This is a genomic window from Alphaproteobacteria bacterium SS10 (assembly GCA_019192455.1).
In the GTDB taxonomy this organism is placed as follows: domain Bacteria; phylum Pseudomonadota; class Alphaproteobacteria; order TMED2; family TMED2; genus TMED2.
This window is the reverse complement of sequence record JAHCML010000005.1, coordinates 139,339-152,475: the sequence shown is the minus strand read 5'-3', so window position 1 is coordinate 152,475 and position 13,137 is coordinate 139,339. Positions and strand designations below refer to the sequence as shown.

At 60.1% G+C, this 13,137-nt stretch carries 15 protein-coding genes, 1 pseudogene and 1 riboswitch; of the genes and pseudogenes, 10 read left to right on the top strand and 6 right to left on the bottom strand.

Annotated elements, in window-relative coordinates; genetic code table 11:
* Positions 1 to 27: 27 nt before the first annotated feature.
* From KI792_09650 to KI792_09640, 3 genes and pseudogenes are all read right to left on the bottom strand, one after another.
* The gene (locus KI792_09650) at positions 28 to 714 is read right to left on the bottom strand and encodes a hypothetical protein (protein ID MBV6633275.1); all 687 of its coding nucleotides are present in this window, start codon (positions 712 to 714) and stop codon (positions 28 to 30) included.
* Between the two features lie 101 nt (positions 715 to 815).
* On the bottom strand, positions 816 to 1,880 hold the full coding sequence (locus tag KI792_09645; protein MBV6633274.1) for a ferric reductase-like transmembrane domain-containing protein: 1,065 nt from the start codon (positions 1,878 to 1,880) through the stop codon (positions 816 to 818).
* Positions 1,881 to 2,098: 218 nt separating this feature from the next.
* Positions 2,099 to 2,287, bottom strand: a pseudogene (locus tag KI792_09640) (hypothetical protein).
* 192 nt (positions 2,288 to 2,479) lie between these two features.
* Here KI792_09640 and KI792_09635 point away from each other — a divergent pair.
* Entirely contained in the window at positions 2,480 to 3,535 is a 1,056-nt protein-coding gene (locus KI792_09635) for a patatin-like phospholipase family protein (GenBank protein ID MBV6633273.1), read from the top strand.
* Positions 3,536 to 3,544: 9 nt separating this feature from the next.
* Here KI792_09635 and KI792_09630 read toward each other — a convergent pair whose 3' ends face one another.
* Positions 3,545 to 4,432 (bottom strand): EamA family transporter, encoded by an 888-nt coding sequence (locus tag KI792_09630; GenBank protein ID MBV6633272.1) that lies wholly within the window; start codon positions 4,430 to 4,432, stop codon positions 3,545 to 3,547.
* A 56-nt stretch (positions 4,433 to 4,488) separates the two neighbouring features.
* Here KI792_09630 and KI792_09625 point away from each other — a divergent pair, with 56 nt between their 5' ends.
* The gene (locus KI792_09625) at positions 4,489 to 4,986 is read left to right on the top strand and encodes a MarR family transcriptional regulator (GenBank protein MBV6633271.1); all 498 of its coding nucleotides are present in this window, start codon (positions 4,489 to 4,491) and stop codon (positions 4,984 to 4,986) included.
* An 11-nt stretch (positions 4,987 to 4,997) separates the two neighbouring features.
* On the opposite strand, the gene KI792_09620 is transcribed toward KI792_09625, so the two are convergent.
* A complete protein-coding gene (locus KI792_09620; protein MBV6633270.1) occupies positions 4,998 to 5,312 on the bottom strand; it encodes a DUF1272 domain-containing protein in 315 nt (104 codons plus the stop codon).
* Between the two features lie 65 nt (positions 5,313 to 5,377).
* Here KI792_09620 and KI792_09615 point away from each other — a divergent pair, with 65 nt between their 5' ends.
* The 7 genes from KI792_09615 (at position 5,378) to tenA (ending at position 10,874) form a co-directional block, all read left to right on the top strand.
* A complete protein-coding gene (locus tag KI792_09615) occupies positions 5,378 to 6,385 on the top strand; it encodes a helix-turn-helix domain-containing protein (protein ID MBV6633269.1) in 1,008 nt (335 codons plus the stop codon).
* Positions 6,386 to 6,444: 59 nt separating this feature from the next.
* Positions 6,445 to 6,551: riboswitch (TPP riboswitch) on the top strand.
* Between the two features lie 46 nt (positions 6,552 to 6,597).
* Positions 6,598 to 7,617, top strand: coding sequence for an FAD-dependent oxidoreductase (locus tag KI792_09610; GenBank protein MBV6633268.1), 1,020 nt, complete (start codon positions 6,598 to 6,600; stop codon positions 7,615 to 7,617).
* A complete protein-coding gene (gene thiS / locus KI792_09605) occupies positions 7,586 to 7,783 on the top strand; it encodes a sulfur carrier protein ThiS (GenBank protein MBV6633267.1) in 198 nt (65 codons plus the stop codon). The genes KI792_09610 and thiS overlap by 32 nt, the downstream gene beginning before the upstream one ends.
* A 3-nt stretch (positions 7,784 to 7,786) precedes the next feature.
* Positions 7,787 to 8,560: a thiazole synthase gene (locus tag KI792_09600; protein MBV6633266.1), complete on the top strand. Its 774-nt coding sequence runs from the start codon at positions 7,787 to 7,789 to the stop codon at positions 8,558 to 8,560.
* Complete coding sequence (locus tag KI792_09595; protein MBV6633265.1) at positions 8,557 to 9,156, top strand: thiamine phosphate synthase; 600 nt, start codon at positions 8,557 to 8,559, stop codon at positions 9,154 to 9,156. The genes KI792_09600 and KI792_09595 overlap by 4 nt, the downstream gene beginning before the upstream one ends.
* Complete coding sequence (locus tag KI792_09590) at positions 9,153 to 10,142, top strand: HesA/MoeB/ThiF family protein (GenBank protein ID MBV6633264.1); 990 nt, start codon at positions 9,153 to 9,155, stop codon at positions 10,140 to 10,142. The genes KI792_09595 and KI792_09590 overlap by 4 nt, the downstream gene beginning before the upstream one ends.
* A gap of 30 nt (positions 10,143 to 10,172) precedes the next feature.
* Complete coding sequence (gene tenA, locus KI792_09585; GenBank protein MBV6633263.1) at positions 10,173 to 10,874, top strand: thiaminase II; 702 nt, start codon at positions 10,173 to 10,175, stop codon at positions 10,872 to 10,874.
* A 9-nt stretch (positions 10,875 to 10,883) separates the two neighbouring features.
* Here the strand turns inward: tenA and KI792_09580 are convergent, their stop codons facing one another.
* Positions 10,884 to 11,834 (bottom strand): hypothetical protein, encoded by a 951-nt coding sequence (locus KI792_09580; GenBank protein MBV6633262.1) that lies wholly within the window; start codon positions 11,832 to 11,834, stop codon positions 10,884 to 10,886.
* Positions 11,835 to 12,245: 411 nt separating this feature from the next.
* On the opposite strand from KI792_09580, the gene KI792_09575 reads away from it, so the two are divergent.
* Positions 12,246 to 13,103 carry a lysophospholipid acyltransferase family protein gene (locus tag KI792_09575; GenBank protein MBV6633261.1) on the top strand — a complete coding sequence of 286 codons (858 nt, stop codon included), beginning with the start codon at positions 12,246 to 12,248 and terminating at the stop codon, positions 13,101 to 13,103.
* Positions 13,104 to 13,137 lie beyond the last annotated feature (34 nt).

The following is a 13,137-nucleotide window of genomic DNA, read 5'->3' as shown; positions in this document are numbered from 1 at the left end:
GCCATGACGGTAGAATGGGCTGCTCACTCATGGCGCCACGCTCGCTTGATCAAGGTCAGTGAGGAAGATCAGCATATTGCCCCGGCGCTTCAGCTGCCCCTCCATGGTCGCCAGCCGACCGGTCAGATCGTAAAGGCGATCACCAACCGGGCCGCCATCGGGCGCACCAACCAGCATGAACCCAGACCCTTCCACCGGCTCTGTCGTCACCAAGACCGGCGGCGCACCGCCAACTAGGCAGAGATTGGCGCAGGCCTTGTGGGACAGGCCGGTGCCCGGACGCATGGCGCCGGACAGGCATTTGCCGTCACACAGCTCGCCAGTTAGACGCCAAGTGCCCAAATCGGTCTCCACCGGCGGTGCGATGTCTTGATCCGTCTCGGCGGCCTTAAGCCCATTGCGGCCAACGCGCGCCTGCATCATCTGCAGCTCACCCCGGTTCAGCATAATGCCCTCGGCCCGCACGTAGCTGCCGTCCAGCGGCGTTGCCTGTGCCTGCACACCGCGCTTACCCGGTCCGGCGAGTAGGATGGTTTCACCGGCGGCAACCCGCTCGCTGCCCACCGCCACGGTCAGGGTTGGATAGGGTTCGGCGACCAACACGCCCTCAAGGGTTTGGCGCCCCCAACCGAACTGAAACTGACCAGGACCGGGATCGGGCTTGGTGGCAGCGATGAGCGTCGCCAGGCCAGTAAAGCCAAGGACGAGCAGCAGACCAATTACGACCAGAAACCGCTTTAGGTAGCCAGGCGTTGGGGCCCAGCCGATGAAGAAATCTTTCTCCCCGGGCGGCTTCAGCGGATCGGTCAGGCGGCTCATGATGCCACCTCCGGCGCTGGAATGGCCTCGGTCGGTGTGCCCGGCGGGTTGGGCGTTGGATCGATCAGGAGTTGCCCGTCATGAAGCGCCAGATTGTAGGTGGGGATCATCTCAGTAAACGGCGCCGGCGACCGCCCATTGCGCACATCGTACTGAAACCCATGCCATGGACAGGTGACGCAGCCTTTAAGGATACGCCCCTCACCCAACGGCCCATTCTGGTGCGCACAGGCGTTGGAAATGGCAGAAAACGCCCCCTCATGCCGGAATATGGCGGCACGACCACCACTGGTAAGGCGTACGACCTTGGCCTCCCCCTCAGCGATCTCAGCCGGTGCGCCGACGATTTGCCAGGTTGAGAAATCCGCCACGCCATTGGCGGCCAGTGCCCCGCGCTTCGCCTCAGCAAACGCCGCAAGTGCATGCAGCGCACAAACGGTAAAGGCGCAGATCACCACCACAATGGCAAACGCGGTATCCGTCTCATCCTGCAGCGCGCCGAGGGCTACATGCCCGACCAGCGCAGCATAGGCCGGGTAGATTGAGAAGTGGATCGCCTTCCAAATCAGCGGGGTCAGGAACTTCAGCCAGAAATCATGGCTGGTGAAAGCCAGTGCTGCGAGGGACAGCAGGGTGAACATCCCCAACACCTCAAACGGGAAGCCCAGATATTGGCGATAGCTGGTGTTCGATGACAGCATCGCCTCCAGCATCGGTGTTGGGCTGAATGCAAAGTACCAATTGCTGACCGCCATCACATGGGTCATCGCCACAACAAAGGTCAGCACGCCAAAATGGCGACGGTTGTAGAGCAGTGGCAGAAACCGCTGATCCAGCCGCGCCAAGGGCCCGATGCACAGGATCACCGTCAGCATCAGGAACGCGCAGCTGCCAAAGGCGCGCGCCGTATGGATCGCCCCATCGGGGGTCAGGGCATGACCTGCCAGATCATTGCCAAAGCCAAGGAAGATGCCGAGATAGGCAAACACCATGGCCAGCACGACGGCGTTGTATCGGTTCTTAAACCGGTTCCATTGGACGGGTTGGTACTTAACGCTCACCGCGTCACCTCCCCTTGAGAGGCAGAAGCTTCTGGTGGGGCCAGTTGCACCGGTGCGGTGGCCGATTGCTTGTCCTCTTTCAGCAAAAGGGCGGTTACCAGCACGACAGGGATCAACACCGCTAACACGGCCCAAACCACACCATGGGCCTTACGCGGTGGCAGGTAACGGGCACGCCAATTCTGCGCCTTTGCCTCATGCCCCGTTTCCAGTGCCCACCAGCGATAAAGCACCAAGGGCCAGAGCAAAATCAGGCCGGGCACCAATAGGACGCGGAAGATCACTGTGCCCCGGGCATCCTCATCCACCCGGTCGAGGCCAAAAATCAGGAAGGCAGCACCAACAGCGAGGCCCAGATAGATCCAGCCCCAGCCAACCATCACCAATTGTGCGGCGATATTCGCCATTCACGTAACTTCCGCTGCGATCTGGTCTGATCACGTTTGCTAACGACCCAAAGACCGACCAATGACAGGCAATCGCCAATGGTCTTTATTAGGGCATGATGATACTGGCATTCGGTCTAAACGATCGAACCAAGGCCAGCAACCGGCGCGCTTGCCCCGGTGACCCGCAATACCGCAAGGAAACTTAAAGCCATGGGTGAGCGTAAGCCCCGCCACGCCAAAACCGTCAATCTCGCCCTGCAAGGCGGCGGCGCCCATGGTGCCTTTACCTGGGGTGTGCTCGACCGGTTATTTGAGATTGATAATCTCTGGATTGAGGCAATCTCCGGCACCTCCGCCGGTGCGATGAACGCCGTTGTCGCGGCGGAAGGCATGTATGAGGGGGCGGCCGAGGGGGCCCGTGTCGCGCTTGAGAAGTTCTGGCGCGCGGTGAGCGAGGCCGCCCGAACCAGCCCATTCAAGCGGACGCCGCTGGACCAGATGCTGGGGGTTTGGAGTTTGGATAACTCCCCCGCCTATATCCTGATGGATCTGATGGGGCGCCTCACCTCGCCCTATGACCTCAACCCCTTCGATATCAACCCACTGCGCGACCTGGTTGATGAGAATGTAGATTTTGAGAAGGTGCGCGCCTCACGCTCACTTCAGGTCTACATCTCCGCCACCAATGTTGAGACGGGTAAGGTCCGCGTCTTCTCTCGGGATGAGATTGACCTGAATGTGGTCATGGCGTCGGCCTGCCTGCCCTTCCTGTTTAAGGCGGTGGAGATTGACGGCGAGCCCTACTGGGATGGCGGCTATATGGGCAACCCGGTGCTGTTCCCGTTCTATAACAGCTCAGAATCCGATGACATCGTGATCGTCCAGATCAACCCGATCTTCCGGGAGGGGACGCCAACCACCGCGCGGGACATCCTAAACCGGGTCAATGAGATTACCTTCAACGGCTCCTTGCTGCGGGATCTGCGCGCGATTGAGTTCGTTAATCGCCTGAATGCGGAGGGTAAACTCAAAGATACCCATCACCGCACCAAGCATGTGCACATGATTGAGGCCCGCAAAGAAATGCGGCCGCTTAGCGCCTCATCTAAGCTGAACGCCGAGTGGGATTTCCTCGTCCACCTCCGCGATATCGGGCGGGAGGCCGCCGATAAATGGCTTAAAGCCAATTACGATGATATCGGCGAGACCTCGACCGTCGACCTGACCGAGATGTTCTCAACCATGGGCGCCGAAAACCACGGTTGATCACCAACCCTATGCCGCCCTTAGCGGTTGTCGGGGAGATGCGATCGGGCCTCGAGACTGGGCCCATTGGCTGAACCAGATACTGCCCAAAACAAGCGCCACGCCAATGGTTTGAAGCACGGTGAAACTTTCGTCGGCAATACCCCAGCCCAGTAGTAAGGCTGACACCGGGCTCAACAAGCCAAGTGGTGCGACGGCCGCCGGCCCAAGAACGGCAATGCCGCGGAACCAGAGCACATAGGTCAAAGCACCACCAATCAGCCCCAGATAGGTAAAGCCACCAACGTTCTCAATTGAGAGTGCGGGCAAGGAGGGCTCGAAAATCAGGGCGGCTGGCAACAGCAGCAAACCACCCGCCACCAACTGCCAAGCGGTGAAGGTAAGTGCGGAGACCGGCGGTTGCCATTTGCGGGTCAGAACAGTGCCGACAGCCATGGAAAACGCGCCACCGGCGGCGGCCAGAACCCCGGTCGCGTTCAACGCGGCTGCTGGGGTCAGGACGAGCAACGCCACCCCCACCACACCGGCCAGACCAGCGGCAACCGCCGCAAACCGGACCTGCTGATCCAGCAGAAGTTTAGCGAGGTAGAGAACGATCAATGGCTGGATCGCGCCAATCGTAGCGGCCACCCCACCGGGCAGCTCATAGGCAGCCACGAACAATAGCCACCAAAAGATAGAGAAGTTCAGCGCTCCCAAAATGGCGACACGCAGCAACCAAACCCCCTTGGGTAAGACACGAGTAAGCAACAGCAAAAGTAACCCCGCAGGCAAGGCGCGCAGCATTGCTGCGGTGAGCGGATAGCCATCTGGCAGGAACTCTGTCGTGACCAGATAGGTGCTGCCCCAAATGGCTGGGGCAAGACCTGTGAGCATGAGGGCGAGTGATCGGTTCATGGCGAAAAATCCTTTATCTTGATCTCAAGATATCCATCTCGCTAAAACCATGACCTATGGATGCCGTTGATAAAATTCTGGCCCAATGGGCCGCTGAACGCCCCGATCTGGACACGACGGCCATGGGCCCCATCGGCCGATTTAGCCGGGTGGCGCATGGCTTCTCTCGACGAATGGGGGAGACGTTTGCCAAGTATGAACTGAATGCTTCCAGCTTCGATGTGCTGGCCACATTGCGCCGCTCCCCACCGCCCCATGCGCTATCAGCTGGGGAGTTGATGGGGTCGATGATGATCACCTCGGGCACAATGACCAATAGGATCGACCAGCTGGTCAAAGCGGGCCTGGTGAGCCGTTCACCCGACCCAGAGGACGCTAGGCGTGCGGTTGTTAAGCTAACCGCTGAGGGCTTCAAACTGATTGACGCGGTCATGGCTGATCATGTTCAGACCCAGGGAGCGATCCTGTCTGATCTAAACCAAGATGAGGTTGCGCAGCTGGATGCGCTGTTGCGCAAGCTGATGACCTCAATGGAAGGGAAATCAGCCGACTGAATTGCTGGGGATCAGCGCTCTTCCGGCGGGATATCCTTAATCCGGGCGACGAATTGGGCGATGTCTTCTTTTGAGAATAGGAGCCCCTCACGCTCGGTCGTGGCGGGGTGATGTTCTAGGCCCACCTGGCGTTCTGGCCGCCAGGATTTGCGCGGGCGAATGGGGCGGGGCACGAAGCCACCGCCGCAGGTTGGGCAAACATTCTGAAGCTCACCATCAACGCAATCAGAGCAATAGGTGCATTCGTAAGAGCAAATGCGCGCCTTGGTGCTGTCCGGTGGCAGGTCGCAGCCGCAAAGGCGGCAATTTGGTCGAAGAACGAGCATATCGGCCCCTCTCATCAGCTAGAGGATGATTGATACCGCACGGCCCAATTGGCATAAATGACATTATGCCCATAATTTCTGCCACCCCGATCCGCATTGCTATCATTCTGTTTGAGCGCACAAAGCTGATCGATGTGTGTGGACCGCTTCAGGTGTTCAGTGACGCCCGTACTGCCGCAGGCGATGCCGCCTATCAGATTGATTTGGTTTCAATCACCGGCGGCCTGGTCGGCACAGACACCGTCACGCCGCTACAAACCCGCCCATTCAGCGATTTCCCAGCCTACCCCTGGGATACGGTGCTGGTCTCAGGTGGCAATAGCGCCTTTGCGGCGGCGATGGATCAAGAACTCCTTGCCCACCTCCAAACCCTGGCCACGACAACGCGACGCCTGGGCTCCATCTGCCTTGGCGCCTTTGTCCTGGCCGCCGCAGGGTTGTTGGACGGCAGGCAGGCCACCACCCATTGGGAGGGATGCGAGCAATTGGCCGCCGACTACCCCCATATCAACGTCCAGGAGGATGCCATTTTTACGCATGATGACGGCATCTGGACATCGGCGGGCGTGACCTCTGGCATCGATATGGCCCTGGCCATGGTTGAAGAGGATCTAGGTCAGGCGGAGACCTTAAGGCTGGCGAAGTCTCTGGTGCTGCCGACCAAGCGTGGCGGTGGGCAACGGCAGTTCAGCGCGGCGCTGGAACTACAAACGACCAGTAGTGGGACCCGCTTTGCCGGGCTCGTCTCGGACATTCTGGCTGACCCCGCCCAACCTCTGACCGTGCCTGAAATGGCGGCCAAGGTTGGGATGAGTGAGCGGCATTTCTCACGCCTCTTCACAGCCAAGCTGGGGGTTAGTCCGGCCCGGTTCGTTGAGCGGCTGCGGGTTGAGCAGGCTTGTGACCTGATGCACCAATCAACCCTGGGCCTGCAGACCATCCAAGCACAGGTTGGCTTTAGCAATGGAGAACAGATGCGGCGTGCGTTTCAGCGGGTGCGCGGCGTCTCACCATCCGCCTATCGACAGAAGTTTGGCGCAGGCCCATCGGCTGTACCGGTATCTGTCGATTAATCATCACAAACCAAGCGATCAGAACTTGTCGCCAATGGTCCGGCACTCTACATCTCAAAACGTAACCGTTGGGGTGCCGCAGATTGGCGGCTGAGAGGTGCAGACGCATCAACCCATCGAACCTGATCCGGGCAGTGCCGGCGTAGGGAACGGGATCAATCAGCAGCAGCGATCCATGCCCAGGCCGCCTCCCCTTGAGAGCGGCTTTTTTCATGGCTGTTGATGGGCCAATTGAAATCCTAGGCGCCGGTGTTGCCGGGCTTTGCATGGCGGTCGAGTTGACCGGCCGTGGCCTGCTGGTGCGCCTTGTCGATCCCGCTGGCGGGCCGGGTGACCACCATTGTTCCTGGTGGGCGGGCGGCATGCTGGCCCCCTTCTGTGAGGGCGAAAGCGCGGAAGAACCCGTCATCAGATATGGTCAGGCGGCAGCCGCTTGGTGGTCGCAATACACATCATGCGTTGAGCAGGCTGGCAGCCTCGTCGTGACGCTGGAGCGGGATACGCGCGAGCTCGACCGTTTTGCCCGGCAAACCGAGCGATGGACCCAAATCGACGCCGACCGGATTGGTGAATTGGAACCCGATTTGGCAGGACGCTATCGCAAGACCCTGTTCTTTGAAGGGGAGGCCCACCTAACGCCACGCCAGGCCCTGGCCGAATTGCTAGCTTGGTTGCAGGAGCGCGGTATTACGATTGAGGCTGAGCCCTCGAACAACCCGGCCCTTACCATCGATTGCCGGGGCCTTGCGGCGCAGGACAACCTTACCGACCTTCGCGGTGTGAAGGGGGAGATGCTGGTCCTGCATTGCCCTGACGTAACCCTCAACCGGCCGATCCGGCTGCTACACCCACGCTATCCGCTCTACATCGTGCCGCGTGGCAATGGCGTGTTCATGTTGGGCGCCACACAGATTGAAGCGCAAGACCGCAGCCGCATCACGGCCCGCTCCATGCTTGAGCTGCTCTCGGCTGCCTATGCCCTACACCCTGGATTTGGTGAGGCGTCGGTGATCGAGATTGGTGTCGATGCCCGCCCCGCCTTCCCAGATAACCTGCCCCGGATCCGGCGTAGGGCCCGGACCGATGGTAGTGAGATCATCTTTGCCAATGGCCTGTTCCGCCATGGCTACCTGCTGGCACCAACACTGGCCTGCATGGTGGCCGACTGGATTACCCAAGACACAACCCCGGAGTTCGCTGATGAAGATCACCGTCAACGGCAATCCGCATGAGGTGAGCGACGGCAACCTGGCCAAGGCTCTAATCACGCTCGGCTATGGGGATGCCACCGTGGCAACCGCCGTGAATGGCCAGTTTGTGCCCGGCCCAGCCCGTGCTGCCCACACGCTTAACGATGGTGACAGCATTGAGGTGCTGGCACCGATGCAAGGGGGCTGAGCGATGCGTGCCTTCTATGATTACACGCCAACCCTGCCGCTGATGCTGGGCACGGCGCAGTATCCGTCACCCGCCATCATGGCCGATGCCTTCCGTCAATCCGGGGCAGAGATCGCGACCGTGTCCCTGAGGCGGGAGAGCAGTGTGAGTAAGGATGGCCAGGCCTTCTGGCAGCTGGTGCAAGAGCTGGGCGTCCACATCCTCCCTAACACGGCGGGCTGCCATACGGTTAAGGAAGCGGTCACCACAGCCGAGATGGCGCGGGAGGTGTTCGGCACCGATTGGATCAAGCTTGAGGTGATCGGCCATACCGACACCCTGCAGCCGGATGTCTATGGATTGGTTGAGGCCACACGCATCCTGGCTGAACAGGGGTTCAAGGTCTTCCCCTACACCACCGAAGATCTGGTGGTGGCGGAGCGGTTGCTTGAGGCGGGTTGCGAGCTACTGATGCCCTGGGGTTCCCCGATTGGGTCGGGGCTTGGCCTCAACAATGAATACGGCCTGCGCAGCTTGCGCGCCCATTTCCCAGAGGTGCCGTTGATTATCGATGCAGGGCTTGGCCTCCCTTCCCACGCCGCCCGGGCGATGGAGTTGGGCATGGATGGTGTGCTGCTGAACACCGCGGTTGCCAAGGCCGGTGATCCCGTGGCCATGGCCCAAGGTTTCGCAAAGGCAGTTGAGGCCGGGATGCTGGCCGCGAAGGCCGATCCGATTGAGCCGCGGGATATGGCCGCCCCCTCCACCCCCGTTATCGGTAAAGCTTTCCTGACATGAGTACGCTCGACGCGTTCTATCCCATCTTTGACAGCAGCGACTGGCTGCGCCGAACCCTGCCGCTTGGGGTGAAGCTGGTGCAGTTACGGGTGAAAGACCGAAGTGATGAAGAAACCCGGGATGAGATTACGGTGGCCAGGGATCTTTGTGCCCAGAATGGCGCCCAATTGATCGTGAATGACTACTGGCAGATCGCCATCGACACGGGCTGTGATTATGTCCATCTGGGCCAGGAGGATTTGGATGACGCCGACGTCCCCGCGATCCGCCAGGCAGGCATCAAGCTTGGCATCTCAACCCACAGCCATGAAGAGTTAGACCGCGCCCTATCCTTTGATCCCGATTATGTCGCCCTGGGTCCCATCTACCCGACGATCTTGAAACAAATGCCCTGGGATCCGCAGGGGTTGGACCGGGTGGGTGAGTGGAAACGCCTGATCGGTGATCGCCCGCTGATTGCCATTGGCGGCATGACGGTTGAGCGTGCGGCAGGCGCCCTCGCCGCCGGGGCAGACGTTGTCTCTGTCGTAACGGACATCACGCTCAATAATGATCCCGAGGCACGGGTTCACGCTTGGATCGAGGCAACGCGATGAGTGATGAGCAGGGGGCCACGGATCGCTATGCCCGCCAATCCATTTTGCCCGCCATAGGTGCAGAAGGGCAGGCCAAGATACGGGTAGCTCATGCATTGATCGTTGGCGCGGGCGGCCTGGGCGTGCCCGTCCTCCAATACCTTGCCGGTGCCGGTATTGGCCGCCTCACCATCATTGATCCGGATGCTGTGGCACTCAGCAATCTGCATCGTCAACCCCTCTACCGCGAGGATCAGATCGGCCGACCAAAGGTTAAGGCAGCGGCCCCATCTTTGCGTGGTTTGAACGACGATGTTGAGTTGGTGGCGATCCAAGGACGCCTCAGCCCAGCCAATGCAGCGCGACTGGTTGCCGAGGCCGATATCGTCATCGATTGCGCCGACAGTTTTGCCGTCAGCTACACCCTCTCTGACATCTGCTTCAAAACCAAGATACCGCTGGTCACCGGATCAGCCTTGGGCCTTGAGGGCTATGCCGCCGGTGTTTGCGGTGGTGCCCCCTCACTCCGTGCCGTTTTCCCTGACCTGCCAGCCAGGGCACAGAACTGCGCCACCGCCGGTGTTCTGGGGCCCGTTGTGGGGATCATTGGCAGTCTGCAGGCGCAGATGGCGCTGGCCATCCTGGTCGAGCTCACACCATCGCCGCTCGGGCAGATGGTGACCGTTGATGCGGCGAGCTATCGCTTTGGTGGCTTCCGGTTTGATAACGCACCAGAACCTGCGCAAGCGGGTTTTCAATTCATTGCCCCGGACCAGGCCACAGATGCTGATTTCCTCGTCGAGCTGCGCGGTGGCATGGAAGCACCAGCGCCATTTCATGCGGCGGCCATGCGCGCTGAAGTTGGCGATTTCGGTGCGGATGGCCCGGCCCCATCCGGCAAGCAGCGCGCGGTGTTTTGCTGCCGATCTGGCTTACGCGCCTGGCAGGCTGCCAGCCGACTGGCCCCCCATACAGATTGCGAAATCGTCCTGATCGCCGCTGGCTAACTAGCCTTTTTGAACCCCATGGAGAGACCAATGACCACGCCCCCAACATATGGTTCCGCATTCGCCGCCTGGCGCCAGGCTGCCGGTGATGTTTGGCAGGCCTATACCCGCCATACCTTTGTTGAGGGGTTGCGCGATGGCAGCCTGCCGCGTGAGGCATTCATCCATTACCTGGTCCAGGATTACGTCTTCCTGGTGCATTTCTCCCGGGCCTGGGCGCTGGCTGTCACCAAGGCAGACACACTGGATGAAATGAAGGCCGCCGCCGCCACGGTGAACGCGCTGGTTAATCACGAAATGCAGCTGCATATCGAGACCTGCGCCAAAGAAGGGATCCGCGAGGCCGAGTTGTTCAATGCCAGTGAGGAGGCGGCCAACCTCGCCTATACCCGCTATGTGCTTGAGGCCGGTTACTCCGGCGATTTCCTCGACCTCATGGCAGCCCTGGCGCCCTGTGTTCTGGGCTATGGTGAGATCGGTGCGCGGTTAGCTGACGAGGCAGCCCCGACAACCAGCTATCGGCCTTGGATCGATGTTTATGCTGGTGAGGAATACCAGCAGGTGTGCCGGGATGTCGGCGCGCTGATCGACAATGCCCTCACCCACCGGCTAGGTGAGAACTACCAGACCTTGCCGCGCTGGTCGCAGTTGCAGGCTCGGTTCGATACGGCCACTGCGCTCGAGGTTGATTTCTGGTCGATGGGTTTAATCGGCGCAAAAGCTGCTGCTTAAGGACTGCCGCTAAGGACTGCCGCCTGGCTTTCTTTCTGGACCCATCTTCGGTCCGGCATCGGGGCCCGGCCCCACCTGCATGATGGGGCGTGCTTGGGTTGCCCGCTTATCGATCAGCTGCTGCCAGCGCATGGCGGTTGGCCGGTCGATCACCTTGGTGACCGCCAGCTTATAGACCTGCAACCGGGCAAAGTCGGCGACACGCTCAACCGCCGCTTGTTCATCCCGCCCATCGGGCGAACCAAGGATGGCCATGGTCTTCTCTGCCGGGTCAATCTCCCCGGTTTCGTGTAGCGCCTCGCCAGCCTCATGCAGTGAGCGGCGGGCGATCACCTTTAAATCTTCGGTCATCTGCTTGGCCGCATCGGCCTGGCTCTCATCCAGACCAAGGGCAGCCGCACCGGCGGCCAGATCCGCCAGATGATGCGCAGCCTGTGCCGCGACCAGCTTTGGTGGTTCATCATCGAACTTACCGATGAAGCCGCGGGCTGGCTGATCCGGACTGCGGGCATCATTAACGATGCCGGGCAGGACCGTGTCAGGGAATGCCGGGACCCCGCCAGGTTCGGCCAAAGTCGCCGCCTCTTGCGCACGTAGGGTCCGCTCCCCAGCTTGGGCAATCATCAGGGCATCTTTCACACCCGGCTTGATCAGGCCGAAATTCACCGCCACATCGCCACCGCGTGGCACCGACCAGGGCATGTGCCCCTCACCACGGATATGCTCTTCAGCCTCGGCGATATGGTCGTTACTGACATCCGCCTTGCGCAACGCCTTCTGTAGGTCGGGCAAGTTGCGGATGGCCTTGATGTTTTGCTGCGCTTCCCTGGGCAGGTCGGCCTGGGCCTTATCGATCGCAAACAGCCGTGCCTGCAGCATAAGCGCGATTGTCTTGTCATACGGGATGACAGCGGACAGCAGCGAATGCGTCGGCAGGTTCAACGTGTTGCGGAATTCCATCATTTGGTCGCGCTTTGGCCCATCCCCATGGGGCCTCCCAAACACCCAATTAGTAGCGTTTACTATGCCGAAAACCCAAGAAAGAGCGGTACTTAACCTAGTGATTCAGCCCTTTTTATCCTTCAGGGTCGATCCTGTAGCATCCCTGGGCTGAACCGGTTCAGCTTGCCCGGCGCGGCTGGTTTTCATAATCTTGCGATGGTGTGGCAAGGAGAAAATCCGCGGCCGCCGCTGGCAATAGCGTGCAGGCCCAACCATATCCACCTTGCCGTTCGATGAGGTTTGAGCAGGAAACTCACTATGTTGGGAAGTCGGCAGGAAACGCCCCGCGACGTACCGATTTTGAAAGCGATTAAGGGTCGGCTCGGTGGCCGTGACGGCCGTCAGCGTGACCGCCATCGCGACCGCAAGATGGACGGCATGTCCGCGCGTGAGATCAGCTACGCTTTTGCTGCCCGCTCCAAGGCTGGGCGCGCGATGATCCGCAGCATTGAGAACCTGACCGGTCGCCCACGGCTGATTAAGATGGCCGATGGCTATGACGTGGAAGTCGAGCAGGGCCGTGATTTCTGGGAAGTGATGCAGGAGCGGTATTCAATCCATTTGGATATCCCACCTGAAGAACTCTCCCGTATCCCATCCGAAGGGCCAGTCGTGGTGGTCGCCAATCACCCATTTGGTATCTTGGACGGCTTGGTGCTGGGCCGCCTGCTCTCAATGGCCCGGCCAGACTTCAAGATTGTCGCGAACAAGGTGTTCCACAAAGCTAAGGATCTGGAGGAGATCATCCTGCCGATCAGCTTTGATGAGGATCGGGAAGCGCTCCAGACCAATATCCAGGCCCGACGGTCAGCGATTAGCTTCCTCGGTGCTGGTGGTTGTATCGGCATCTTCCCCGGCGGCACGGTCTCAACCAGCTCTAAGCTGTTTAACCGCCCAATGGACCCGGCCTGGAAGACCTTCACCGCCCGGATGATCCAGAAATCCGACGCGGCGATCGTGCCGGTCTATTTCGAGGGTCATAACAGCCGCCTGTTCCAGATCGCCAGCCACCTGAATGAGAACCTACGCGTGGCCTTGCTGATCAAAGAGTTCGACAAATGGGTTGGCGAAGACGTGCGGGTGCGCATCGGCAATCCATTGCCGCAAGAAGAGATCCAGTCGAAGAAAGGCGATCCAAAGATCCTGATGGATTACCTGCGGACCGAGACCTACAAGCTCTCGCCCACGCCGATCCACGATTTCAGCTACGGCCACAATTTCGATTAAGCGATCTGTGGGTTAATCAGCAGCTCGGCTGATC